This is a genomic window from Sporosarcina koreensis, assembly GCF_000826145.2.
GTDB lineage: Bacteria > Bacillota > Bacilli > Bacillales_A > Planococcaceae > Sporosarcina > Sporosarcina trichiuri.
The window spans coordinates 203,971-229,663 of sequence record NZ_LN651336.1 but is presented as its reverse complement, the minus strand read 5'-3'; the positions used below and the strand labels follow the sequence as shown (position 1 = coordinate 229,663).

General features: G+C 53.3%; 26 protein-coding genes and 1 riboswitch. Of the genes, 20 read left to right on the top strand and 6 right to left on the bottom strand.

What is annotated here, in order from left to right:
• Positions 1-39: 39 nt before the first annotated feature.
• Together BN1190_RS04865 and BN1190_RS04860 are read left to right on the top strand one after the other, a co-directional pair.
• Complete coding sequence (locus BN1190_RS04865; RefSeq protein ID WP_040285870.1) at positions 40-675, top strand: hypothetical protein; 636 nt, start codon at positions 40-42, stop codon at positions 673-675.
• Positions 672-1,691: a hypothetical protein gene (locus BN1190_RS04860; RefSeq protein ID WP_040285869.1), complete on the top strand. Its 1,020-nt coding sequence runs from the start codon at positions 672-674 to the stop codon at positions 1,689-1,691. The genes BN1190_RS04865 and BN1190_RS04860 overlap by 4 nt, the downstream gene beginning before the upstream one ends.
• 45 nt (positions 1,692-1,736) lie before the next feature.
• On the opposite strand, the gene BN1190_RS04855 is transcribed toward BN1190_RS04860, so the two are convergent.
• Positions 1,737-3,032 (bottom strand): MFS transporter, encoded by a 1,296-nt coding sequence (locus tag BN1190_RS04855; RefSeq protein ID WP_040285868.1) that lies wholly within the window; start codon positions 3,030-3,032, stop codon positions 1,737-1,739.
• Between the two features lie 119 nt (positions 3,033-3,151).
• Here BN1190_RS04855 and BN1190_RS04850 point away from each other — a divergent pair, with 119 nt between their 5' ends.
• Entirely contained in the window at positions 3,152-4,366 is a 1,215-nt protein-coding gene (locus tag BN1190_RS04850) for a helix-turn-helix domain-containing protein (RefSeq protein ID WP_040285867.1), read from the top strand.
• A gap of 55 nt (positions 4,367-4,421) precedes the next feature.
• Here the strand turns inward: BN1190_RS04850 and BN1190_RS04845 are convergent, their stop codons facing one another.
• Positions 4,422-5,021, bottom strand: a complete 600-nt coding sequence (locus BN1190_RS04845) for a nitroreductase family protein (protein ID WP_040285866.1) — start codon at positions 5,019-5,021, stop codon at positions 4,422-4,424.
• Positions 5,022-5,161: 140 nt separating this feature from the next.
• Between BN1190_RS04845 and BN1190_RS04840 the strand changes: the two genes are divergently transcribed.
• The 11 genes from BN1190_RS04840 to BN1190_RS04790 all read left to right on the top strand — a co-directional run bounded on the left by BN1190_RS04840 (position 5,162) and on the right by BN1190_RS04790 (position 16,391).
• Complete coding sequence (locus BN1190_RS04840) at positions 5,162-5,524, top strand: winged helix-turn-helix transcriptional regulator (RefSeq protein ID WP_040285865.1); 363 nt, start codon at positions 5,162-5,164, stop codon at positions 5,522-5,524.
• 167 nt (positions 5,525-5,691) lie between these two features.
• Positions 5,692-7,032 carry an Nramp family divalent metal transporter gene (locus BN1190_RS04835; protein WP_040285864.1) on the top strand — a complete coding sequence of 447 codons (1,341 nt, stop codon included), beginning with the start codon at positions 5,692-5,694 and terminating at the stop codon, positions 7,030-7,032.
• 143 nt (positions 7,033-7,175) lie between these two features.
• On the top strand, positions 7,176-8,732 hold the full coding sequence (locus tag BN1190_RS04830; protein ID WP_040285863.1) for an ABC-F family ATP-binding cassette domain-containing protein: 1,557 nt from the start codon (positions 7,176-7,178) through the stop codon (positions 8,730-8,732).
• Between the two features lie 328 nt (positions 8,733-9,060).
• Positions 9,061-9,249 carry a hypothetical protein gene (locus BN1190_RS14815; protein WP_144036070.1) on the top strand — a complete coding sequence of 63 codons (189 nt, stop codon included), beginning with the start codon at positions 9,061-9,063 and terminating at the stop codon, positions 9,247-9,249.
• A 56-nt stretch (positions 9,250-9,305) separates the two neighbouring features.
• Positions 9,306-9,977 (top strand): peptide-methionine (S)-S-oxide reductase MsrA, encoded by a 672-nt coding sequence (gene msrA / locus BN1190_RS04825; protein WP_040285862.1) that lies wholly within the window; start codon positions 9,306-9,308, stop codon positions 9,975-9,977.
• 186 nt (positions 9,978-10,163) lie between these two features.
• On the top strand, positions 10,164-10,958 hold the full coding sequence (locus tag BN1190_RS04820) for a 3D domain-containing protein (RefSeq protein WP_052461690.1): 795 nt from the start codon (positions 10,164-10,166) through the stop codon (positions 10,956-10,958).
• Positions 10,959-11,065: 107 nt separating this feature from the next.
• Positions 11,066-11,920, top strand: a complete 855-nt coding sequence (locus tag BN1190_RS04815) for an STAS domain-containing protein (RefSeq protein WP_040285861.1) — start codon at positions 11,066-11,068, stop codon at positions 11,918-11,920.
• A 120-nt stretch (positions 11,921-12,040) separates the two neighbouring features.
• Positions 12,041-12,847, top strand: coding sequence for a Cof-type HAD-IIB family hydrolase (locus BN1190_RS04810; RefSeq protein WP_040285860.1), 807 nt, complete (start codon positions 12,041-12,043; stop codon positions 12,845-12,847).
• Positions 12,848-12,900: 53 nt separating this feature from the next.
• A complete protein-coding gene (locus BN1190_RS04805) occupies positions 12,901-13,602 on the top strand; it encodes a Na-translocating system protein MpsC family protein (RefSeq protein ID WP_052461689.1) in 702 nt (233 codons plus the stop codon).
• A gap of 229 nt (positions 13,603-13,831) precedes the next feature.
• Positions 13,832-14,056: a hypothetical protein gene (locus tag BN1190_RS04800; protein WP_040285859.1), complete on the top strand. Its 225-nt coding sequence runs from the start codon at positions 13,832-13,834 to the stop codon at positions 14,054-14,056.
• 610 nt (positions 14,057-14,666) lie between these two features.
• Positions 14,667-16,391 (top strand): AAA family ATPase, encoded by a 1,725-nt coding sequence (locus BN1190_RS04790; RefSeq protein ID WP_040285858.1) that lies wholly within the window; start codon positions 14,667-14,669, stop codon positions 16,389-16,391.
• Positions 16,392-16,632: 241 nt separating this feature from the next.
• Here BN1190_RS04790 and BN1190_RS04785 read toward each other — a convergent pair whose 3' ends face one another.
• The 4 genes from BN1190_RS04785 to BN1190_RS04770 are packed head-to-tail and all read right to left on the bottom strand — an operon-like array spanning position 16,633 to position 19,453.
• Positions 16,633-17,385: an ABC transporter ATP-binding protein gene (locus tag BN1190_RS04785; RefSeq protein WP_040285857.1), complete on the bottom strand. Its 753-nt coding sequence runs from the start codon at positions 17,383-17,385 to the stop codon at positions 16,633-16,635.
• On the bottom strand, positions 17,372-18,148 hold the full coding sequence (locus BN1190_RS04780) for an ABC transporter permease (protein WP_040285856.1): 777 nt from the start codon (positions 18,146-18,148) through the stop codon (positions 17,372-17,374). The genes BN1190_RS04785 and BN1190_RS04780 overlap by 14 nt, the downstream gene beginning before the upstream one ends.
• A complete protein-coding gene (locus BN1190_RS04775) occupies positions 18,145-18,435 on the bottom strand; it encodes a thiamine-binding protein (RefSeq protein WP_040285855.1) in 291 nt (96 codons plus the stop codon). Before BN1190_RS04775 ends, BN1190_RS04780 begins: the two co-directional genes overlap by 4 nt.
• 13 nt (positions 18,436-18,448) lie before the next feature.
• Positions 18,449-19,453, bottom strand: a complete 1,005-nt coding sequence (locus BN1190_RS04770) for an ABC transporter substrate-binding protein (protein WP_244898672.1) — start codon at positions 19,451-19,453, stop codon at positions 18,449-18,451.
• 79 nt (positions 19,454-19,532) lie between these two features.
• A riboswitch (TPP riboswitch) is annotated at positions 19,533-19,636 on the bottom strand.
• 163 nt (positions 19,637-19,799) lie between these two features.
• Between BN1190_RS04770 and BN1190_RS04765 the strand changes: the two genes are divergently transcribed.
• The 6 genes from BN1190_RS04765 (at position 19,800) to BN1190_RS04740 (ending at position 25,656) form a co-directional block, all read left to right on the top strand.
• Positions 19,800-20,522, top strand: a complete 723-nt coding sequence (locus tag BN1190_RS04765; RefSeq protein WP_040285854.1) for a YebC/PmpR family DNA-binding transcriptional regulator — start codon at positions 19,800-19,802, stop codon at positions 20,520-20,522.
• 163 nt (positions 20,523-20,685) lie between these two features.
• On the top strand, positions 20,686-21,906 hold the full coding sequence (locus tag BN1190_RS04760) for a hypothetical protein (protein WP_040285853.1): 1,221 nt from the start codon (positions 20,686-20,688) through the stop codon (positions 21,904-21,906).
• Positions 21,907-21,968: 62 nt separating this feature from the next.
• Positions 21,969-23,018: a lipid II:glycine glycyltransferase FemX gene (locus tag BN1190_RS04755; protein WP_052461688.1), complete on the top strand. Its 1,050-nt coding sequence runs from the start codon at positions 21,969-21,971 to the stop codon at positions 23,016-23,018.
• A gap of 130 nt (positions 23,019-23,148) precedes the next feature.
• Entirely contained in the window at positions 23,149-23,847 is a 699-nt protein-coding gene (locus tag BN1190_RS04750) for an aspartate/glutamate racemase family protein (protein WP_040285852.1), read from the top strand.
• A 126-nt stretch (positions 23,848-23,973) separates the two neighbouring features.
• Positions 23,974-24,123: a Fur-regulated basic protein FbpA gene (locus BN1190_RS04745; protein ID WP_082023266.1), complete on the top strand. Its 150-nt coding sequence runs from the start codon at positions 23,974-23,976 to the stop codon at positions 24,121-24,123.
• Positions 24,124-24,198: 75 nt separating this feature from the next.
• Positions 24,199-25,656, top strand: coding sequence for an amidase family protein (locus BN1190_RS04740; protein ID WP_052461687.1), 1,458 nt, complete (start codon positions 24,199-24,201; stop codon positions 25,654-25,656).
• Positions 25,657-25,693: the final 37 nt, after the last annotated feature.

The following is a 25,693-nucleotide window of genomic DNA, read 5'->3' as shown; positions in this document are numbered from 1 at the left end:
GAAACGACTGTACGGTATAAGACGGGAGAGATGGTTCGGATGAATTTGCAAAATAGACTATTCCTTCTGACAGGAGCAGCATCACTGGTTTTTGCATACTGCATCTATTTGACTGATCTGTTTGCGCTCGGTGATGCGCATATGGCCTGGCTCGTCTTTGTCTCCGCGGTATCAGCCGTCTTGATGTACAAGGGCATGGGAGCCGCTGATCGTTCATCCCGCCGGGCTGCACTTGTGCTGCTGGTGCTTCTGGCGGCTGGCGGTTCCGCCTATGGCATCTGGCTTGCCGTGCTGTCCGGGTACGCATTCGTGGTCCAGCTGACCGGCTGGCTTGCCATGACCTTCGCAGCGGCCGCCCTCTGTTCGGTCCTGGCTGCAGACCGGCGGGAAGGCCGGTTCCTCCATGTCGTCAACATAGTGTTCGGCTTCCTGCTGACCGCTGTTACAGCCCGGCTGCTGTATGAGTATTACTTGTTCAGTGAGGACGGCCGGGGTGCAGTCTGGCTGCTTGGGATCCCGCTGGCATTATTTGCTGCCCTCTACAGCGGGCAGGCGTTGCTGGGCGGGAGACAAAACCGGCTGCTCCGTCTCGGGCTTGGTATCGTGCAGCTCCTTCTGCCGCTCGTCCTCTACTTCTTGTGGCGCACGATCACAGCCGGGGAGGGATGGATATGAAGAAACGGTTCGCCATGCTGGTGGTCGTTGCCGCGATGACCGGGGCATGTCTGTTTCTTGGATACATGTACCGTGTCCCGGCTGCGGAAAAGGAACAGGGGCTAACCGGGCAGTTCGATGTCTCGGCAGATGGCATCATCGCCTACACTGCGTACGAAAAAGGGAAACCGACGCTGTATGTGAAGACGGAGAACAGCAGGCAGATCGTCCAGCTGCCTGACGACCGGTCGATACTGGATCTGGCTATCACACCGGATGCCGAAGCTGTGTATTACATCGTTTCCGATGAAGAACTTGGAGAAAACAGTACAAGCACACTGTTTAAATCGGATTTGGGGAGCGGGCAGAGCGAAGAGGTTTTCACTGTTCCGGACATCATAACGGAATTGATGGCCGACCCTAAATCACCGGATCACTTATTCTATCTGCAGGCTGAAAAGTTCTCCGGCTATTCCCCGGGAGCAAGCCTGTTTCCATACGACTTCGATATCCATCGATACGATATGCAGAGCGGCCGGCGTGAGCGGCTGACAGATATGTCGCAGCAGAGCATGTCTTCGCTCCAGGTGTCCGGTGATGAAAACGCAGTCTATGTCCAGATGGACGAGGAAGAAGGGATGGCGGCCGATGGGGAACTGTCCGTGAAAGGGAGGATCTTCAAAATCCCGATCGATCGGCCGGACCGCAAACTGATCATCAGCATACCGGAAGACACCTCCGATCTGTATGATTTCGTACTGGTCCCCGACCGGGCGGAACTCATCTACCAGGCAATTGCCGGCACGGGTGAGGACGGCATGCTGGAGTACGAACTGTTCTCCTACAACTGGGACACACAGGAGATCCGGCAGCTGACCCGACTCCATGCCTACGCCGGTTCCCCGATCCAGGGGGCGGATGGAGCCGTCTATTTCATGGTCGACCGTGCGTTCGGCGAGATGTATTCCGATCAGGCGCTATTCCGGATGGAGCCTGACGGAACAGCTCTTGAGGAAATGTCACTGGATCGGAAATGAAAAAAAGCTGAGACCGCGGGAAAGTTCCCGGCAGTCGCAGCTTTTTTATTGGTCTGCGGCAGTCTCTACCGGAAGTGAAACTGCAGGTTCCGAAACGGACTTAAGGACGGACGCCCGCAGCAGCACGAAAACCGTTAAGATGAGCAGTATACTCGATCCGAATAGAATCCACGGGGCAGGAAGGACATCATACAGGAAGCCGAACAGCACCATCCCGAGCGGCATGAGCGCCATCGCCATCGTTTCAAGAATGGAGAATACACGGCCTTTGTAGTCGTCTTCAATCAGTTTCATCATGTATACCTGTAGAGGCGTGTTGATGAGCGGGATGACCGAGCCGGAGATGAGCGCGAGTATAGCGTAGTATCCGAACATTCCGCCATAAGGGAGCAGGATGAGAAGCGGCAGTGCCAGCAGGCTCATCTGGATGCCGAGACCGAGAATTCCCCATTTCGAAACAAGCAGAGGGGACTTGAACGGCTTCCGGGCTGCCAAATACACGGACATAAGAAGTGCGCCCACCGCAGTGGCGCCTTCGATCAGACCGAAATGCTCCGGCAGGATCTTCAGCTTTTCGATGAGGATGAACGAATAGCCGACACTGACTGCACCGAACAGGAAGTTGACGAGCAGTGCGACCCAGATCATTGCCATCAGGAGCGGCTGCAGACGGGCGTAGGCGACCCCCGCTTTCATGCTGTCAAGCATCTTCTCCTTCGGTGCACCTTCCGCTTTTTCCGCCCTGACGGCGAACAATGTGAAATCCATCGTCGACTCGAGCAGCACGGCAAGAAGGGAGGCGCCGGCATAGAGCATGAGGAAAACAGGCATATCGACGAATCCATACAGCAGACCGCCGACCGCCGGACTTGCGATGGCCGACAGGGAGATGGACATCTGGTTCATGGACATAGCGCGCTGCACGCGGTCTTCATCGACAAGACCTGTGATGGATGACGTGAACGCCACACCCGAGAAAGTGGAGGCGATCGACAGCACGACCGTCGTTCCGTAAATCGCCGGCAGGGATAATCCGTAGAGGATACTAATCCCCATCAGGACAATGATAGCCGCGGTGGAGACGACCTGGGCGGTGATGACCACCCGCTTGCGTGAATACGTATCGGCGACATATCCCGCGAACGGTCCGAGCAGCGTACGCGGCAGGATACTGCAGATGAGATTGGCGGCAAAGCTGGTTGCAGAGCCGGTCAGCTGCAAAATATAGAAACTGATGGCAAACGAGTAGATCTGCGCGCCGAACGAGCCGATCAGCTTGCTCGCTGTGAACGTCCAAAGATGATAGGTGGCGCGTCTCAGTTTGACGGAGGTGCCGTCCATAATTCCCACTCCATTCTGAAAGTTTAATTGAATTAAACAAAGGATATCATGAGGATGCTTCCATTTCAAGCAAAAGTTTAATATAATTAAACTATGCAAACGGACGGGAGTGAGGCATCATGACTACATTAGGTGAACGGATCCGGACTCTGCGGAAAGAACGGAAGCTGACATTGGAAGCTTGCGCAGGGGAGCAGATGACGAAAGGGATGCTCAGTCTGATTGAGAATAACAAAGCGAATCCTTCCATGGATAGTTTGAATTATTTGGCAGGACGGCTCGAAGTGGAAGTATCGGAACTTCTGGAAGAACTGAGCGGCAGTGAACTGCGTGAATTGCTCGACCAGACGGAACAACTGTACAAGTCGGAGGATTCGGCTGCTTATGATGAAGCGGTGAATCTGATCGAGCCACTCGTACCTAAGCTGAAAAGGGGCTATGAAGCAGCGAGATTGCTCGAAATTTATGGCCGCTTGCAATTTCACTTGAAGCGGCCGGACTGGCAGCCAGCCGTGGAAATGGCATCGGAACTATACGGAGAGCTCAATATTCTGCCGCGCCGTGCAGCTGTTGGGATTTTCAAGGCACTTGTTTTGTTTACGGAGCATCATTATGAAAAAGCGCTCGCTTGTCTGATGGAGGAAAAAGGTGAGGTGACCAGCGGGAGCGGCTATATCGATCCGCTGACCCATCTGGATTTTTACACGTATGAGGTGCTCATGCGCTTTGCGGTAAATGATACGGAAACTGCTACAACGCTATTGAAGGAAGCGATTGCGTATTCGAAAGAACATCGTATTTTCTATCAGATCGGACAGCTATATCGTGTGGCTGCATATAAAGCGGTCATTGACGGCGATGAAGTGACGCTGGATTATTACGAGCGGAAGATTCTGCAGTATGGTGAATTTGCGGAGGACGAACACGCTATCTGGTATACGAAACTGATGCGGATCCACCAGCTGAATTCCATGCGGGGGGACAGCGAAGGGGCACTTCGAAAACTTGATGAGCTGCCGGAGCCGATACCGGAGGTTGATTTCTTCCGGAATTTCTTTCTGTTGGAACGCGGGAAAGCACTGTATGGAACGGGAAAGTACCGGGAAGCCTTGCGTCTGTTGGAGAAGGTAGTGATTGCGGAAGAGATCCATCATCCATTTGACCTGTCCATCTATTATGAAAAGGATGCCTATGCGGCACTTTGCGCAGAACAGATCGGGGATCTGGCGTACGCAAGAGACCTTGCGAGAATTGCGAAAAAGAATATGGCGCAGTTACCGGATTCTCCCTATGCACACTTTGTAGAAGAAACCGCTGGGCGGCTGGACGTCTGAACAAAAAAAGCAGGGAGCGCACGGTATGCGGCGCTCCCTGCTTTTTGTCGTTCGTTTATTTGAATACGTGCATGCGTTCTTCGACAGGCATGAACTCCTTGTCGCCTGCAGGTGCTGCAACTTTACCGAAAGGCATCTGGCTCATCAGCTTCCATGATGACGGCAGGTTCCACTCGGCTTTCACGGCATCGTCGATGAGTGGGTTGTAGTGCTGGAGGCTTGCGCCGTAGCCTTCATCCGACAGCGCTGTCCAGATGACATATTGCAGCATGCCGGATGATTGCTGCGACCATGTCGGGAAGTTATCTTTATATTCTTCGAACTGCTCCTGCAGCGTTTCGACGGTTTGCATATCTTCGAAGAAGAGGATGGTGCCATAACCGCCTGCAAACATTTTCATACGCTGTGCAGTCGACCCGAAGTTTTCGGCAGGAACGATTTTCTTCAATGTGTCACTTGTGATCTCCCACAAGCGGTCACTCTGTTCGCCGAGCAGAAGGACGACACGGGCGGTCTGTGAGTTGAAAGCGGATGGGGTATGCTTGACGGCATGCTGGATGAGCGCTTCGAGCTGCTCGTCGGATAGGATCGGCTCACTGCTGATTCCATAAATGGAACGCCGGTTTTCAACAGATTTCAAAAAAGAGTTGGACACGATGGATTCCTCCTTGGTTGAATAAGCTAAACGCAGTTTCGTTTGCTTCTCTTTTAGTATAGTCATCGACTGTCCATTGTGGAAGTACGCACTTTAAAGTGCTATAGTATCTAAAAAGAAACTATTGGGGGATGGATAGGATGGAAAGCGAGAAAGTCGAAGTCTCACAATGCAAAGTGGAAGAGGCACTCGGTATCGTTGTCGGCAAGTGGAAGCCCGTGATCATCCTTCATCTGATGCACGAAGGGACGAAGCGCTTCAGCGAGCTGAAACGCAGCATGCCGGGCATCACGCAGAAGATGCTGACGAAGCAGCTGAGAGAACTGGAAGATGAAGATATTATTGAGCGGACCGTCTATCCGCAAGTGCCGCCGAAAGTGGAATATTCCATGACTGAGTATGGACTGACGCTCGGTCCGATCCTCGAGGCGATGCATGAATGGGGCACCCGGCATGTCCTGCACAAGCAGACGTTCAGGACAATCGAAGACCAGGCAGAATGAGATTAGGTGATGCAGAAACCGTTCAGACTGGGCTGGACGGTTTCTGATCGTTTTACCAATGGCGAGCAAATTAATTTACTAATTGAAAAATCGTGGTATGCTGTAAAACATTAAAAAGCTTTTCATCTAAAAAGTTGCACAAGGGAAAGATAGTGAGGTGGCGTTTCATGGGAAAGGGCAAAGGCGGCTGGCTCCGGGAAAGTTCCGGAATTAGCCTGGAGGAGGCCAATAGTACAATCGATGTCCGGAACAAAAAAGGGTTCTGGCGCAAACTGGCGGCGTTTGCCGGTCCTGGTTCACTCGTAGCTGTCGGGTATGTGGATCCGGGCAACTGGGCGACTTCCATAGCGGGCGGGGCGCGTTTCGGTTATTTGCTGCTAAGTGTCATTCTGATCTCCAGTTTAATAGCTGTGCTGCTGCAGTCGCTCTCTGCCAAGCTCGGCATCGTTACGGGGAAGGACCTGGCACAGGCCACGAGCGCGTCCGTTGGAAAGAAGACATCGGTCTTCCTCTGGCTCATTACAGAGCTTGCGATCATCGCGACCGATCTGGCTGAAGTGATCGGGTCCGCCATCGCACTGAATCTGCTGTTCGGCATCCCGCTGCTGGCAGGTATCGCTATCACCACTCTGGATGTCCTGCTGCTGCTCTATTTGCAGAGCAAGGGATTCCGTATCATCGAAGCGATCGTCATTGTGCTGATGGTCACGATTTTCACGGTGTTCGTATTTGAAGTGATTTCATCCAATCCGGACGTGTCCGACTTGTTTGCAGGATTTGTCCCTCATGCGGAAATTGTTACAGATCCAAGTATGCTGTTCATCGCCCTGGGAATTCTGGGAGCGACCGTCATGCCGCACAACCTGTATCTCCATTCATCCATCGTCCAGACGCGGAACTATGAAAGGACCCAGGAAGGGAAGAAGGAAGCCATCAAGTTCTCGCTGATCGACTCGGGATTTTCACTGACGGTTGCGTTCCTTATCAACTCCGCCATCCTGATTTTAGGAGCGGCTGCGTTTTACGGTACGGACCTCGAGGTGACAGAAATCGAAGCGGCCTATGAACTGCTGAGTCCGACGCTCGGTGTGGGGATAGCGAGTACGCTGTTTGCGGTTGCGCTCCTTGCCTCCGGCCAGAACTCGACGATCACTGGTACGATCAGCGGCCAGATCGTCATGGAGGGATTCATCAACCTCCGGATCTCTCCTTGGCTGCGCAGACTGATCACCCGCCTGCTCGCGGTCATTCCGGCATTCATCGTCACGTGGATTGCAGGGTCGAAAGGAACCGGGGAACTGCTGTTGTGGAGTCAGGTGATCCTGAGCCTCGCGCTGCCGTTTGCAGTCGTGCCACTCGTGAAGTTCACGAGTGACAGGGAGAAAATGGGGGAGTTCGTGAACTCCTTGCCGGTCAAGCTGCTGGCATGGATCAGCACGGTCGTCATCATCGTCTTGAATGTGTTCCTGATCGGCTATATCGTCATCACAGGCCATGATCTTGGCTGACTGGAAAACGCCTCTGCCCGCAGAGGCGTTTTTTGGCGGATGAGGTGGCAGACGTCCTGAGTTTTTAGTATGATAGCTTGTAGTTGTGAAATGGGGAGACAGCCGTTTCACTTGAATCTTGGAAGAGAGAACAGGTGTGCATAATGAGTTTATTGACAGTATCGAACTTAAGCCACGGGTTTGGTGACCGTGCGATTTTTGAAGATGTTTCGTTCCGGCTGCTGGCCGGCGAGCATATCGGACTGATCGGGGCGAATGGCGAGGGCAAATCGACGTTCATGAATATCATCACCCGGAAACTGGAGCCGGATGCCGGAACGGTTTCCTGGGCGAAGCGTGTGCGGGTCGGGTATTTGGATCAGCACGCGGCACTGAAACAGGGGATGACGATACGTGATGCCTTACGGACGGCGTTCCAGTACTTGTACGACATGGAAAGTGAGATGAATGAACTGTTCGAGAAGATGGCGGATGTGGAGCCGGATGAGCTGGAGAAGATTCTGGAAGAGACCGGTCAGATCCAGGATGATCTCGAACAGCATGATTTCTATATTCTCGATGCGAAAGTGGAAGAGGTCGCGAACGGGCTCGGGTTGGACGAGTTCGGCCTTGACCGGGATGTGAATGACTTGAGCGGCGGGCAGCGGACGAAGGTGCTGCTCGGCAAACTGCTGCTTGAGAAACCCGATATCCTATTGCTGGATGAGCCGACGAACTACTTGGATGTCGAGCACATCGAGTGGCTGCGCAATTACCTGCAGAATTATCCGAGCGCATTCATCCTCATTTCGCATGATATCCCGTTCCTGAACAGTGTCGTGAACCTGATCTACCATATGGAGAATCAGGAAATCACTCGCTATGCGGGCGATTATGATGAATTCCTGCGTGTCCATGAGATGAAGAAACAGCAGGCGGAAGCCGCATATAAGAAGCAGCAGAAGGAGATTGCAGGACTCAAGGATTTCGTCGCGCGCAACAAGGCGAATGCCGCAACGAGCGGCATGGCGAAGTCCCGCCAGAAAAAGCTCGACCGCATGGAAGTCATTGAATTGGATGCCGAGAAGCCGAAGCCGCATTTCGATTTCAAGGCGGCCCGGACCCCGAGCAAGTACTTGTTCGAGACGAAACAGCTCGTGATCGGCTATGATGAGCCGCTGTCGAGCCCGTTGGATCTCGTAATGGAACGCGGGCAGAAGATCGCGCTGTCCGGCGCGAACGGTATCGGGAAAACAACTCTGTTGAAAAGTCTGCTGGGGGAAATCCCAGCACTGTCCGGGTCTGTGGAACGCGGTGAGCACCTGCATATCGGCTATTTCGAGCAAGAACTGAAATCGGACAGCGACAAGACGTGCCTGGAAGAGATCTGGAGCGAGTTTCCGAGCTTCACGCAGTATGAAGTGCGTGCAGCACTTGCCCGGGTCGGCCTGACGACCAAGCATATCGAGAGCAAAGTGAAAGTGCTGAGCGGCGGGGAGCGGGCGAAAGTCCGTCTGTGCAAACTCGTGAATGAGGAGACGAACCTGCTTGTGCTGGATGAACCGACGAACCATTTGGATGTCGATGCCAAAGCGGAACTGAAGCGCGCGCTGCAGGATTATAAAGGCAGCGTGCTGCTAATTTCGCACGAGCCGGATTTCTATGATGGCGTTGTGAACCATGTATGGAACGGGGAGACGTGGACGACCAAGATGTTTTAAGAGAGGGAGGAGCTGCCGCGGCAGCTCCTTTTTGGATTGGGTCGGGCGCCGGACTAGTGCAGCGGCCTATCGGACAGTTGAGGGCAGGTATCGGACACATGGCTTGAGGTATCGGCCACTTCGCCGTAAGTATCGGACACATGGCACGGTGTATCGGACACTTCGCCGAATGTATCGGCATCCGGACACAATTCAAGGGCCGGCCTGGTGCTCGCGCCGCTCGTTTTCTGTGGAGCGACCATGGGCGCGGCGGCTGGCTGGTACACGAAACACTCACTGGCGCGAGAAAAGGGGCAAGTCAGGTCTTTGCCCCAGGCGTATCGGACAAATGAGGGGGAGTATCGGACACTTGGCGGGAAGTATCGGACATTCCGCCGAAGATATCGGACAGTTGGCGCGGCATATCGGACACTTCGCCGAATGTATCGGCATCCGGACACAATTCAAGGGCCGGCCTGCCGACGATGCTCCGTATTCACCCGTCCGTCACCCTGCAGCCCACTCCGCTGCTTTTTAAACAGTCAAGGTGCAAAACCCGGCACAATCGGGTACAGAAGGACAAGGGGTGAGCGTATGGAAAAGGGACAGACCATTGTCGGGATCGAGGAAGGGCTGCATGGGCAGCAGGAAGAGACGGCGCTGTTCGGGATGGGGTGCTACTGGGGGCCGGATTCCCGTTTCGGCAGCCTGCCGGGTGTGCTGCGGACCCGGGTCGGCTTTGCCGGCGGAACGACAGAACAGCCCGTCTACCGGAACATGGGCGACCACACGGAGACGGTCGAAATCGTCTTCCGGCCGTCAGTCATTTCCTATGAGGACCTGCTGCATGTCTTCTGGGAGAACCATTACCCGAACCGGGACGAGTACAAAGGGCGTCAGTACATTTCACTGATACGCTATTTCAGCGAAGAACAGAAGGAGACGATCGGACGGGTGAAACAGGAGATGGAGGACCGGCTCGGCGAACCGATCGAAACGGACATCGCTCCGTTCGCTTCGTTCACGCCCGCCGAGGAGCCGCATCAGAAATACTATCTGAAACGGTATCCGAAAGCGCTGGAACAGCTGTCAGCCCTGTACCCGGAGGAATCACTGCTGACCCCGTCTGCCTACGCAGCGCGGCTCAATGGGGTGGTGAAAAGTTTCGGGTCAAAAGAGGAACTGACCATCGAACTCAGGACGTGGCCGATCCCGGCAGCAGATCAAACGAAACTGATCGACCAGCTCCACAGTATGAAATGGTGATAGGAAGTGACAGACCGGAGCAGGTTTCCCGGATGGGAGGCCTGCTCTTTTCCATGCAGAGCCCGCTCCATTCCCAACGACTTCCTGAAAATATGATTAAAACGTGCATCTGTGGAAATACTTACAAGCAGATTCAGCCGGAGCACAGGCTGAACACAGATTTTAATCATTGAAGGAGGAACGTATTTGAAAACCATTTTTCAGCTAGTTACTTTCGCGGCGGCGATGTCCTTGTTTGCAGCCACTGCATCCGCTGAGCCGCTGGACTTTCGGGGAGGACCGAAAACAGGGGAACAGACCGAACAGCTGGCCCACCTCTTCAAGACAGCGGCTGGCACCGGACAGCAAGTGGGACAGACAGCTGCAGAGATTGAAAAACCTGCTCTTACGTATACAGTGAAAGCCGGGGATACGCTGTTTGCGATTGCGGCTGCTCACAAGGTTCCGCTGGATTCACTTGTTGCCTGGAACGCATTGACCAGTGATCTGATTCACCCAGGTGATACGCTGAATGTTGCACGGAGTGCACCCGGCTCGGCAACGAATGAGGCCAGGATGACAACCGCCGCTGTAAAGGCAGCAACTATCGAGCCGAAGCAGACCATTGCGATTTCAGGGAAGACAGAGACTGCACAGCCGGCTGCTGCGCCGCCATCCAATGCAGCGACCGTCCCGGTTTCCGCCCCGTCGGGAAGAGAGCTTACCGTGACCGCGACAGCCTACACGGCATATTGCGCCGGATGCTCAGGAACGACGAGGACGGGCATTGACCTGAGGGCGAATCCAGGTCTTAAAGTAATCGCTGTCGATCCGTCCGTCATTCCGCTTGGCTCGAAAGTGTGGGTGGAAGGGTACGGCGAAGCGATTGCCGGAGATACGGGCGGGGCCATCAAAGGACAAAAGATTGATGTGTTCATTCCGTCGCAGTCGTCAGCTGTGGCCTGGGGTGTTAAAAAAGTGCGGGTGAAAGTACTGAACTGACCAGCCGGAGACAACCTCTCCGGCTTTTTCCTGCAGAAAAATTGAAACTGCTGTAGAATGGGAGTCGGGATGACATACATATTGCAGAAGAATAGGGGCAAACTATAATGATTGATTGGAACAAAAAGGTCTATGACTATCTGATGGATAGGATAACTGAGATTACAGACGACTGGCTCGCGCTCCGCGATCAGGAGAAAGACTCGATCTACTCTCTTGATGCAGGCGAGGCAGCTGAAAAAATGCTGCGCGAACAGAATAATATGACGAACCGGACGATTGCCAGCAGTCTGCTCGGGCCGTCCGGCAATTTTGATGAACTCAAACGGGAATGGGCGCAGCTCCTGGCTGCGAGCCGTGTCGCTTCGAATACCCCGATCCACCAAGTTGTGGAGGCTATCAGCCGAGTCCGCAAAGTATTTTGGCGCAAAATTGAGCGTTTCGTTGGCGAAGAAGACACAGACATTCCCAATTCGGCAGTGCTCCAGTGGGGCGAAACGATCCATCTTGCCTTCGATGAACTGCTTACAGCATTCACCGAACAATACTATAAATTGATGACGACTCGGCTCACTGCCCAGCAGAGCCTGATCCATGAGCTCAGTTCGCCGATCATCCAGGTGAATGAGACGGTCGGGATCCTGCCGCTCGTAGGGGATATCGATACGGACCGTGCAAAGATGATTTTGGAAACCGTCCCGGAAAAGTGCGCGGAATTGAATATATTGCATCTTTTCATTGATTTGTCGGGGGTATCGATCATCGACACGATGGTAGCGAACCAAATCTATGAAGTGATCCAAGTGCTCAGTCTTCTCGGCGTGAAAGCGACGATAACCGGAATCCGTCCTGAGATTGCGCAGACATCCATTCAGCTGGGACTGGATTTCACTTCGATTTCTACTTACAGTTCCCTGCGGCAGGCGCTGAAAGACCGGTTCGTATTCCAGAAAATAAACTGAGTAACTTTATAATGACGGGGACGGCGGAATCACGGAAGTTGCTTCCCGACAGCCTCATCAGATAGACTTGGCGGAAGATGACGGAAACGGAAAAAGGCGTTTCGGCAAGGAGGAACAAAATTGACAGAACGTAAAATTGTATTTTTCGATTTGGACGGTACGCTGATGAGTGAGGACAAAACAATACTGCCTTCCACGAAGGAAGCTCTTCATGCATTGAGGAAAAAAGGGATCATCACGGTCATCTGCACCGGACGCTCCCCGTTCATGTTCAGACAGCTGACAAAGGACCTCGAGTTCGACTCCTATGTGTCCATGAACGGCCAGCATGTGGTTTTCGAAGGCCAGGAGATCTTCTCGAACCCGATGGATGCAGAAATGCTGGCGGAAGTGACCGGGCTTGCGAAAGAACAAGGGCACGGCATTACGTATTCGAACCATGATCAGTTCGCGGCCAACGTGGCGGATCACGCATTCATCCAAGGAAGTCTCGGCGGACTGAAGATCGGCTATCCGGAAGTGGACGAGGAAGTGTTCCGCAAATCGCCGGTCCATCAGATCCAAGTGTACTGTTCAGAAGAGGATATGGACCTGTATAAGGAACGCTACCCGGACTATTCGTTCATCCGCTGGAGCAATAACGCGGTCGACATGCTGCCGGCAGGAGCCTCGAAAGCGGTCGGCATCCTGAAAGTGATGGAGCACACCGGAATCCGTACAGAGAACAGCTATGCGTTCGGGGATGGTCCGAACGACTTTGAAATGCTCGAGTATGTCGGCACTGGCATCGCGATGGGAAATGCCCTTCCGGAGTTGAAGGAACAGGCGGACCTGATCACGGATACGTGTTCGAACGATGGGATCGCCAAAGGGCTCATTGCTGCCGGATTGCTGAAAAAGGATGAAATTCTTGCTGCGTTCCAATAACGCGGTATAACACGGGGCGGCTGGTGAGTCCGGTGAGGGAGGGGGGAGTCACTGTGAGTGGAAAAAGTACGGAAGCCAATATTACAGGATTTCTTTCAACTTTTCTCAGAACGCACTTCGGAAAAGGACCGACATCGATACGCGTGACGATTCAAAAACCCTACGTCGTCATGCATCTGAAAGGATTCATGGCGCCCATGGAAGCGATCCTCTGCAGACAGGGGGAAGAGAAGCGTATTCTCGAAACGCGGGATCTGCTCATGCAGGAAATCGGTCCGCTTCTGATGGAAGGTCTGGGGGAGCAGCTCGGAGACACAGTCACCGACTTGTTTGCGGATTGGAACTTGGACGAACGCACCGGTATCATCATTGGGCTGACAGGAGCGGCGCCGGAAGAAAACGGCTTCAGCTGGCCTGACGAGGTGGATAAAGAAGAATTACATAAGCGCGTCGCACAGGCAAATGCCAAATCGCAGAAGGTCCCTGGCTTTTTAGACAGTTTCTGGCTGAATGACCGAACAGTGCTCATCAAGCGGGCTGATATTCTAGTGGAAATCGAGAAAGAGCTTGTCCGGCAGGGCTACGATGAAGTGCTGCGGCTCGTCAAGCGGCCGCTGGAGCGGAAACTGTTCAAAGAGGCGGGACTTGAACCGATCTTGAGGCGGGATATCGAGGAAGTTTACATGGATTGGGAATTCGATCTGGATGTCGGCTATATCGTTTTCATTTTGGGGCCGGCCCGTACGGAAACGTGAGTAATAGTGCACTGGGCGAACAGAGTAAATTATCTGCGAGTCCTCTTTTTTATCCAATATAGATAGGGTAGACTTATCACAATGATAGGTACCATTCGTGCATAAAGGCACACTATAGCGCAGGCTGAGTATTCCAGACAATAGAGCTGGCAATAACGCCAAAAAGAATGATTCAGTTCATTCTTTTTGGCGTTTTTATTTTTATTATGTATGAGAGGCTGGGATCGGTATGTATTTCATCGACCATTTTAACAAAAAAATCCATAACGGCGCAAAAGCCGGGGACGCGTGCGGATTCATCGGTACGCCTTCGGACGCACGGGAATTCACGGATTCCGAGGAAAAGATCGAGTACTTGAAGAAGACGGAACGCTATATCTCTTGTTCCCATTGCACCCATGACGGGCTGAACGTCTTTCCGTATAATTTGCCGCCCGCAGATGGTGAAGCATGAACCGGGATGCCAGACCAGTCCGCCGGCTGTCCGCTGTGGCTGGGAAGCATAGCAGTCCCCGGGGCATCTGGTATCCCGGATATTTTTGAAGTTCTGGCATAACTGAAAAACAAAAAAACGCACTGCCCGCGAAGGGAAGTGCGTTTTTGATATGGCCGCCTTTGCCGTATTGCAATACATAGAAAGTTTTAAACCACCACTCCTCAAAGTGGGTGTTCGCAGGACTCTTCCTGTCCGTCCGGCCAGTCAGCTGGCCGGCTTGCCATTTCCAGTCCTATATAAAACTCCCTTTTACAGCTTAAAGGTTAAAACTTTATGGGAATACGTACAATGCAGCTTATGGACTTATCTTACGCCTGACTGCGGAAAAATGCAATGGTATTGTTTGGCTGTTTCCCGTTAGAATCGGTCAGCCGGCAAAATAGGGTGTCCGGACGCTTTACCGTCTGCTCAATGAGGCATCCGGACCTGGAATACCGCCAGTCGGCAGCTATTCTTTTTATGTTAAATAAAAGTTCACGTAATCGACAAGGATAATGCAAAAAATTGGTTGTCTTTTCCTCAGGGAACTCCCTATAATGAAAGTATCTTAGTTAAGGAGCTGGAGTATTTGAAGTTCGGGAAATCGACTGCTTCAAAAGTTTATATCATCCTGTCCCTGTTAGTCATTGGCGCGGCATCGGTTTTTTTCTGGCTGACCAGTGATGCCCATCGTGCAAACCCGGTGTCCTATGCCTCACTCGAGCAGAAGCTGGCGGCTGCGACCGACAAAGCTTCACTAAAAGAGACCTCATCAGGCAAACTCTATCTGCAGACAGAAAGCGGCCTGTATGTGACAAACGTCCGTCCTGCAAGCGAACTGGCGGAGCAGCTTGTCAAAACATATAATGTTTCCTACACCTATTCGGGCAGCAATGCCTCAGGTTATATCGTGGCGGGGCTTCTGCTGGCGGCCCTGCTGACGTTCTTCGTCCTCCAGCGGAAAGGGAAGCTCGGGGTCGGCGCCTCATCCATGAAGCACAGCGCTTCGAAGGAAACGCCGCTCCCCGATATCACGCTGAATGATATCGGCGGCCTGTCGCAAGAGATGAAAGATGAGATTCTCCAGACATTGGAAATCATCAAAGATCCAACACGCTCTGCTGCCCTTGGAGTAAAAGCGCCGAAAGGTATTTTGCTCGAAGGACCTCCAGGAACAGGTAAGACCCTCCTCGCTCAGGCGATTGCACACGAAATCGGTGCTTCGTTCTACTCGTCAAGCGGGGCCGCCTTCACGGAACTGTTCGTGGGTGTTGGTGCTTCCCGTGTCCGGACACTATTCCAGAACGCCCGCAAGCAGAGCAACGCGGTGATCTTTATCGATGAAGTCGACGCACTTGCCGGCAAACGGAAGGCGCACGGCGGGGAAGAAGGGGAAAAGACGCTGACGGAACTGCTCGTCCAGCTGGATGGCGGATCGGATAACGAAGGCGTCCTGTTCATCGCGGCGACCAACCGGAAGGACATGCTCGACGAAGCGTTCCTGCGTCCCGGCCGGATCGATTACACATTCCAGGTGCCGCTGCCCGACACTGTCGGCCGGCGTGAGATCATGGATATCCATACGAAAGGCAAGGCGCTCGCGCCGAACGTCGCAGCCTCCCTCGACATGCTTGCGGAAAGCACATTCGGTTTTTCAGGTGCCCAGATCAGTGCATTGTTTACGACTGCGAGCAAACGGGCAATCCGGGAAGGCCGGACGGAAATCGATAAAAGTGATATGGATTTCGCCATCGACCGTACGATTCTTGGGAATACGTCCCGCACGCTGAACGATCCGCTGACGAAACGCCGTGTGGCGATCCACGAATCGGGCCACGCCCTTATTTCGGCCCTCACAAAGCCGCACTCCGTCCGCAAGGCGACTATCATTCCGCGGGGGCAGGCGCTCGGCTATGTAGCTCCCATCCAAAAGGAGCTGCACTTGCAGACGGCCAGCGAACTGCTCGACCAGGTGAGTATGATCCTCGGCGGCGGTATCGCGGAACGTCTCTATCTCGGAGAGCACAGCATCGGAGTGAGCGGAGACGTCGAGCAGGCGAAAGACATCATCGGCAAGATGGTGGATACCGGCCTGCTGCAGGATGGCTTCACCCTGACATTCAGCAATACGGATAAAGAGAAGAGAATGCAGGAGATCTTCGATACGGCTGTCAAACGTACCGAAGAGCTCATCACGGGGCATGCCGTGCAATTCGAGAACCTGGTGACGGAATTGTATAAGAAAGAGACGCTGGACGGTGAGGAAGTGCACGCCCTCGTCTGCGGTGAAAAGAAAGAAGCGGTACTCGTCTGAATAAGAACTATACAAAAAGCTGCCCGGAAATCCGACTGGATTCCCGGACAGCTTTTTTTCAGCGTCTGCGTCCTGCAGGCCTGTTCTGTTCTTTTTTGTCATTCATGAATTTCATGACGACCGGCAGGATGATCGGTCCCCATTTGATCGCACTTTTCACGACTTTGGTCAGTTTCATAGCAATCTCTCCCCAACAACTTAGTAGTACTCCATTCCCGTAAGCGGAAGCAGGGTAAACCTGTCAGTTGCTGGAATGTATTTCTTTTCGGAGATCATCGTAGATATCGCGTTTCAGCTGGAGGAACTCTTCACTGAGCAGCAGCTCCTCGGATCGCGGCCGTGCGAACGGTACAGTCAGATCCCGTTTCACCACTGCGGGTTTGTTCGACAGCACGAGAATCCGGTCGGAAAGGAACAGGGCTTCGTCGATATCATGGGTGATGAACAGGATCGACTTCCGGTTCGCTTCCCAGATGGACAGCAGCCACTGCTGCATTTCAAGGCGTGTGAATTCATCGAGCGCCGAAAACGGTTCGTCGAGGCAGATGATCGGCTGCGGCGCATTCAGACTCCGGATGAACGACACACGCTGCTTCATGCCGCCCGATAATTCACCGGGGTACGCATGCTCATAGCCTGCAAGACCGGCGCTCTGTATCAGGCCGAGCGTCTTCTCCGTATCCTGTGCAGTGCCTGCGATTTCCGCACTGAGCTGCACATTCTGCAGTACGGTGCGCCACGGGAACAGCGCGGGGCTCTGGGGCATGTAGCTGATATGGCCTCTCGATCCGTTCACTACCGTTCCATCGAGGGATATCGTGCCGCTGTCGGGCGGATACAAGCCGCCGATCAGCTGGAAGATCGTACTTTTTCCGCTCCCCGACGGACCGAGGACTGAGACGAATTCACCATCACCGACAGTCAGCGAAATTGCATCAAGGACATGGTTCGTTCCGTACGACTTCGCTATGTTATGCAGTTCAAGCTGCGCCATCTGCAGTCCCTCCTTTGCCGCGTGTACGGAGCACGGCTTTTTCAACCATGGATATGAGCCCGAAATAGAGAAGGCTCAGCACCATGATCAGAACAATCGCGACAAATACCCGGTCCGTCTTGAACGATGAAGAGGCAAGGGTCATATAGACACCGATGCCCTTGCTTGCGCCGAGCCATTCCGAAATGACAGCGCCCATGACACTGTAGGTTGCAGCAATCTTCAGTCCCGAGAATAGGGAAGGAAGCGCATGCGGCCATTGCAGTTTCCAGAAAATCTGCCGGTCCGAGGCACCGATCATCTTCAGATAGTGAAGCATATCGCGGTCCGTCTGGCGGAACCCATCCAGTGCGGCGATCGTAACCGGAAAGAAACAGACGAGTGTAATGACGATCACTTTCGGCAGGATGCCGAAGCCGAACCAGATGACCAGAAGCGGTGCCAGGACGATCACCGGGATGTTCTGCGAGAGGATGAGCAGCGGGTAGAACGCCTGCTGCAGCGCCGGCGCACGGAACAGGACGACAGCTGTGCCGATGCCGACTGTAAGCCCCGCGAAATAGCCGGCGGCGGACAAGGTGATCGTCGATACGATGTGCGGTAAATAAAGTGCCGAACCAGTCACAGCTTCTGCCACAATCCCTGACGGTCTGGGGAGAAGCCAGGCGGGAACGCTGAACAGCCGGACAGCAGCTTCCCACAGAAAGAGCAAAAGGATGAGGACCGCAGCGGGCCGCCATCCTTTTTTCCATAACGTGCTCAATCGTACTTCTCCGTCAGCCTGCCCATGGACGCGCCTTCAGGGTTCATATAGATCTTCACTTGGGAAATGACACTTACGGCACCTAGCTCCGTCATCCTGGTGTTCATCTTCTCGATGATTCCGAGGAGTTCAGTGAGTTCACCTTCCATCGTCGTCTCGAGCGGCGCAACCCGGTAAGGGACTCCGGAGCTGTCGATCACTTCGATCGCGGCATCCACGTACGGGATGACATCCTCTCCGTTCGGTGTCTTCGGGATGATTTGAATGCTGACAAGTGCGTTAGCCATTTCGGGTTCCTCCTCAATTCGGTAAAAAGTCGTTTGTGAATGCGTCTTCGGGAATGAATTCCCCGTCAAGCAGCCCGTTTTCTTTCATCCAGTCCGCATAGTTTGTCCAGGTTTCAAGCTTTTGCTCGCCGAAACGCGGGGCGTCATCCTGATATTTCGGAGAGAGCCACTGCTGGCTTTTCTTCACGAGTTCCGGGTCCAGGTCAGGTACGGCATTCGCCAGAATTTCCGCAGCTTCCTCGGGATTTTCAATCGCGAACTCATAACCTTTCACTGTGGCGGCTGTGAATGCCCTGACGGTGTCCGGATCCTTGTTGATCAGCTTTTCGCCAGTCGTCAGGACCGGTGTGTAATAATCGAGCTTATCGGAATAATCCTTCAAGTACTGCATGTTGAGTTCCATGCCCCGCATCTCGGCTTCGACTCCTGTCCAGCCGTAATACACCCAGGCCAGATCCACATCCCGCCGGATTGCCGTGAAAAAGTCGGAAGACCCCATGTTGATGAAATTCACTTTGCTGACGTCGCCGCCATCCTGCTCCATGAGTGATTTGACGACAGCCTGTTCAACAGGTGCGCCCCAGCCGCCATAGTTTTTGCCTTCGAAGTCTTTCGGGGATTCAATTCCTTCTTCTTTCAGGGAAGCGAAGCCCGATGTGTTGTGCTGGATAAGCGCGGCGATCGAGACGATCGGGATATCCGCTGCGCGCGCCTCGGTCAGCGCTTCCTGTGCACCTATTCCGAATTCTGCTTTTCCTGATGCGACGAGCTGGTCAGCTCCCGCCTCGCCCGGCATGATGATTTCCACGTTCAGCCCTTCATCCTTGAAATAGCCTTTTTCCTGAGCAACATAGATTCCCGTGTGGTTCGTGTTCGGCGTCCAATCGAGCGCAAAGCGGACATTTTTCACGGAGTCCTTACTACTGCCTGTATCCTCGGCGTTTTCACCGCCGCTTCCGCTTCCGCATGCGCCGAGCAGAAGCATGGCGGGAAGCAGGATGCCTGTCAATCGTTTCAATCCGTTTCCCTCCTGTTGGTTCACACTGCAACAAGAAAACGCGCACTCCCATACAGCAGGAGTGCGCGTCACATAATCATTATGCAATGAATATGTTCCCTCCGCTGGCGTTACCCAGATCAGGTTCAAAGGGTCTGCAGAATCTGCATCTCAACCGGTTGTCCGGTACCCCTACATATTGTCAGTGATGAAATTAGTCTATCCAACTACCACTTTGCCATACTTTCGGTGAACCTGCAACTCGGTTCTTCGGGCGGTTTTTCCTTTTCCCATTGAATTCAGTCATGATATACTGAGGAGTAAGGAAATTACAACTGATTCTGCAAACAGAAAGCGAGTGGTCACAATGGGCCGTAAGTGGAACAACATCAAAGAAAAGAAGGCGTCAAAAGATGCGAACACCAGCCGGATTTACGCAAAATTCGGCCGTGAAATATATGTAGCAGCGAAACAGGGGGAACCGGATCCGGAATCGAACCAGGCGCTGAAGATCGTTCTGGAGCGTGCGAAGACGTACAGCGTTCCGAAAACGATCATCGAGCGGGCAATTGAGAAAGCAAAAGGCGGAGGCGACGAGAATTACGACGAACTCCGCTATGAAGGCTTCGGACCGAACGGCTCCATGGTCATTGTCGATGCACTGACAAACAACGTTAACCGGACAGCCTCCGAAGTGCGTGCAGCGTTCGGCAAAAACGGCGGCAACATGGGAGTCAGCGGCTCGGTCGCATACATGTTCGACCATACGGCGGTATTCGGTGTCGAAGGCAAAACAGCGGATGACGTACTGGAGCTGATGATGGAGCATGACGTCGACGTCAATGATATTTCGGAAGAGGACGGACAAGTGCTCGTCTACGCGGACCCATCCGCATTCCACGATGTGCAGGAAGCGTTCAAAGCAGAGGGCATCACTGAGTTCACCGTAGCGGAACTGATGATGATCGCGCAGAATGATGTCCAGCTGGATCCGGAAGCTGCCGAGCAGTTTGAAAAGATGATCGATGCCATCGAAGATCTGGAAGATGTGCAGCAGGTCTACCATAACGTCGATCTCGAAAACGAGTAATGACTGGCCGTTCCGGGGAACCGGAGCGGCTTTTTTCCGTCTGTATAAGGCCGCCTCCGTTTCTTGACTTGCAATAGGGGGTAGGCTAAACTTGTGACAGGTACGGACAGTGATTGAACACGCGCCCCTGCGCTGTTTTGCTGTCCCGGAATGGAGGAGCCTCATGGAAAAAACGGATTTTCTGCCCGTCATACTCGGGTCTGATGACAACGCATACGGCATGGCACGCGCTTTCCATGAACAGTATGGGATTGTCAGCATCGTGGCGACGAAAGGCGAACTGCTGTCGACGATGCACAGTAAGATCGTCGACAAACGGATCTTTGCAGACTTCGACGAGCCTGCCGTGTTCGTCAAGAGCCTTCTGCAGCTGAAAGATGATCTGCTGGAACGTACGGAAAAACTTCTATTGATTGCCAGCAATGAAAACTACGTCGAGCTTGCGGTCCGCAGCCGCAGTGAGCTGGAACCTTATTACATATTGCCGTTTGTGGATGAACAGATGATGGATGACATTATCTTCAAAGAAAACTTCTACGACATGGCCGAGAAATACAACTTGGATTACCCGGACACGGTCATGTTTGAAAAGGGCATGGATCCCCATGCTCCTCTTCCATTCGACTTTCCGGTTGTCGTCAAGCCTTCGGACAGCATGCGTTATTTCATCGCGCAGTTCGAAGGGAAAAAAAAGGCGTACGTCCTCCATACAAAAGAGGAGTATGTCGATGCGATTGAGAAGATCTACGGCTCGTCTTACGATGGGAAACTGATTATCCAGGATTACATTCCCGGCGATGATACGGTCATGCGCGTGCTGAATGCGTATTGCGACCGCAACGGCAAAGTGCGGATGATGTGCCTTGGACATGTGATCTTGGAAGACTACACGCCGGTTTTGATCGGCAACTACGTCGGCATCGTCGGCGAGGAGAACCAGGCATTGTACGACCAGTACAAAACGTTCCTTGAAGCGATCGGGTTCACCGGCTATGCGAATATCGACTTGAAGTACGACCGCCGGGACGGCAAATATAAAATCTTCGAACTTAACATCCGTCAGGGACGCAGCAGTTTCTTCGTCACAGCGAACGGCTACAACATGGCAAAGTATTTGGTGGAAGACCGTGTCTATCATCGGGACAACCCCGTGGAATACGGCCGCAACGAAGTTCTCTGGCATGCGGTGCCGCTTAAACTGCTCGTCAAGTACACGATGGACGATCAGCTCAAAAGTCAGGTGAAACGGCTTATCCGCGAAGGGAAGACGGCGTCCACGCTGTATTACGAGCAGGACAAGAACCTGATGCGCACGCTGAAACTCCGCAACTATTACCGCAGCTACTACAAGCGGTTCGATCAGTATTTTAAACACAAAGACTAACGGCAATTGTACAGCCGCATCTGTCCTCGGCAGGTGTACTGCAGCTAAGGAGTGTCAATTCAGTGCCAATTTTGGATAAAAACAATGCGGCCGATGTCGGACGCTACAATGCGTTCATCCGGTCCTCTCCTCATCGGGCTTTGACACAGGACCTGAACTGGTCGCACGTTAAAGACGATTGGGGCAATGAACAAGTATATCTGGAAGAAGAGGGTGAGATTGTCGCGGCAATGTCCCTGCTCATCAAGCGCGTACCGGGCGGTTATTCGCTGCTCTATGCACCGCGCGGACCTGTCTGTGATGTTTACGATGAAAAGAAAGTGGCCGCGCTCATCAAAGAAGCTGAGCCGCTGGCGAAAAAGCACAAAGCGTTCGCTTTGAAGATGGATCCCGAAGCGGCATACGATGACCGGCTTGACCGGATCTACCGGGATGCCGGCTACACCGTGCACAACTCGGAAGCTGGAAAGGATGATCTCATCCAGCCGCGCATGAACATGATCGTCCAGCTCGACGGGAAGGACGAGGAGACACTGATAGCGGGCTTCCGGAAAAAAACACGCAACCTGATCCGCAGTGCTGCGAAAAAAGGGGTCGAGACATCCTGGGCACGGACCGATGATTATCTCACTGCGTTCTACGACATTTACAAGACGATGGCGGAGCGGAACCATATCACGACACGGTCGTATGAATACTTCGTCAAGCTCCGCGATAACTTCGAAGGTCTCCGCGTCTATTTGATGACGCACGAAGGGGACAAGTTGGCCGGCGCTGTCACCATCAATTATAACGGTAAAATGTATTATCTTTATGCCGGCAGCACGAACGTCAAACGCAACATGAACCCGAATCATCTTATGAACTTCGAAATGATGAAGTGGGGACTCGATGAAGGAGCGGTTTCATACGATTTAGGCGGTATTTTCAGCACGGATTCGGAAAAAGACGGCCTCTACTCATTCAAGAAGAGTTTCTTCAATAATGAAGAGGAAAGTGTGACAACATATATCGGCGAAATCGATCACGTCTACAAGCCGTTCCTGTACAGCATGTTCGTGAAAGTCGTGCCGAAGGTGCAGCAGCTGAAGAAAAAACTGAAACGCAATTGAACAGGGGCTGCTCCGGCAGCTCTTTTTCAATTGCCGGCCCCTGCTGGCGGAACTTAACGGATATCCGTTCGTTCCTATAAGAAGAGCATTCATCAAATATGAAAAATCCGTACAGAAAGTTAGATGACATATGAAAACATTAGGAATCATCGGCGGTGTCGGTCCGCTGGCTACGATGTATTACGGCAATATGGTTGTCAGGCTGACCGATGCAAAGACCGATCAGGAACACATCAACATGATCATCCTGAATGACACCGCAATTCCCGATCGTACGGCGTTCATTCTGGACGATACGAAGGAGGACCCTGTGCCCCGGCTCGTGGAAGACGCGAAGAAGCTCGAGGCGCTCGGCGCTGATGTCATTGCAATTCCCTGCAATACGGCCCATACATTCTACAGAGATATCCAGCAGGCCATCGGCATTCCGCTTATCCATATGGTGAGGGAGACGGCGGATCGGGCGGCGGCGGAAGGGGCGGTGCGTGTCGGGATTCTGGCGACGACAGGTACGATCCGGGCCGGCGTCTACCAGGATGCCTGCAGACAGGCCGGACTGACACCTGTAGTGCCCGATGACAGCACCCAGCAGCTGGTGATGCGTGTCATCTATGATCAGGTGAAAGCGGGACAGCCTGCAGATGAAGCGGTCTGGAACGAAATCACCGCCGCTATGGAAGCACAGCAGTGCGACCGGATCATTCTCGGATGCACCGAGCTGTCGATCGTGAAGGAGGAACTGGCGCTCGGCAGCCGATTCATCGACGCACTCCGTGTTCTGTCCGAAACGACAGTCATCCGTTGTGGTGCACCTTTGAGAAATCGCTGAGACAAAAGGTTTTCTGCCTCTCCGGCTTCTTTATTTTTCTTTGTCGAAATGCCCTGCTGTAAGGTTTACGACCCCTTTGGAAAAGGAATAGATAGATGGGTCCGAGAACAAGGAGGAACAAGCAAGATGATGAAAATCGAAGAAACCAAAATGGATATGAAGCGCGAGGATGTCATACAGCGCCTGGTGGATCGCGGTATCTTTAAAATCGACGGAAAGCAATTGTATGAACTTCCATTCTACTCACTCATGAAAGAATATTATAAGCAAGTGTAATGCTGACAGCCGGTTAAGGACTTTTCCCTTAGCCGGTTTTGTTATCAGGGAAAAACACGGAAACGGGGAGATGTCATGAACAGCAGTACATCGATACGGGACAAGTTCCGCTGGGTGATCGATACCGATATTTTGACGCTGCAGCAGGCGATGGAGGACGGCAGACTGACCGCCGAACAATTGGTCCTGTTCTATTTGGACCGGATAGCAACTGTCGGACAGGAGACGGACGCTGTTCTCGAAGTGAACCCGCACGCACTGCAGATTGCACAGATGCTCGACGGGGAGCGGCAGCAGACAGGCAGACGTTCCATGCTGCACGGGATCCCGATCCTTTTGAAAGACAACATGGATACCGGAGACGCGATGCATACAAGCGCGGGCAGCCTGGCGCTTGCGGATTATTATGCGCCGCGCGATTCGTTCCTGGCTGCAAAACTGCGCGAAGCGGGAGCAGTCCTTCTCGGAAAGACGAATATGACGGAATGGGCGAATTTCCTGTCCGAGGATATGCCGAACGGCTACAGTTCCCGCGGAGGGCAAGTCAAAAACCCTTACGGTCCCTTCGAAGTCGGCGGTTCAAGCTCGGGCTCCGCTGTGGCCGCGTCAGCAAGTCTGGCAGCCGCATGCATGGGGACGGAGACGACAGGGTCGATCATCCATCCGGCTGCACAGAACGGGATTGTCGGATTGAAACCGACCGTCGGCGCCATCAGCAGGCGGGGCATCATTCCGCTGTCGGTATCGCAGGATACGCCTGGTCCGATGGCGAGAACAGTTTCAGATGCGGCTATCGTATTCCAGGCGTTGCTCGGAGAGGATCCGGAAGACCCAGTCACAGCGACCTGCCCATTCCGGGCGGCTGACGATTGGCTTGGCTTCCTGTCCAAGGATTCGCTGGCAGGCGTCAGGGTCGGTGTCGCCCGATCGATCTTCGCACGCGAAGTGTCCGATGAACGGATGGGGCTGTTCGAGTCGGCGCTGGCTGTACTGGAGCAGGCAGGTGCGATTATCAGAACGATCGACTTAGGGACGAAGGAAGATGACTTATGGTATGACGTACTGCTGCACGAGTGCAAGGCCGCGCTGAACGCGTATCTCGGCAGGACCCCTGCAGTAAACCCGATCCGCTCAGTCGATGACATCATCCGTTACAACGAAGAACATCCGGCGGATACCCTCGCTTATGGCCAGGAGCTGCTGAAGGACATCAACAATCGGAGTGGCAGATTGACGGAACCTGCATATATTGAAGCACTCATCCGGAACCGCCATCTCGCTGAGAATGTCGCTCTCGGGAAAGCGATGGAGGAAAACGGGGTGGACGTGCTCGTATTCCCTCAGGATCACGGTTGCAGCTTTGAAGCGGCTGCAGGCTATCCGTCCGTCACGGTCCCGTCTGGTGTAACTGCGGAAGGCGAGCCATTCGGGCTGACGTTCACAGGGGAAGCATTCTCGGAACCGGACCTGATCGGCTATGCCTATGCATTCGAACAGCTGACACAGGCAAGGCAGACACCCTCAATTGTCTAGAAGTGACTAACAAGCGGACCTCCAGTTATGGTAAACT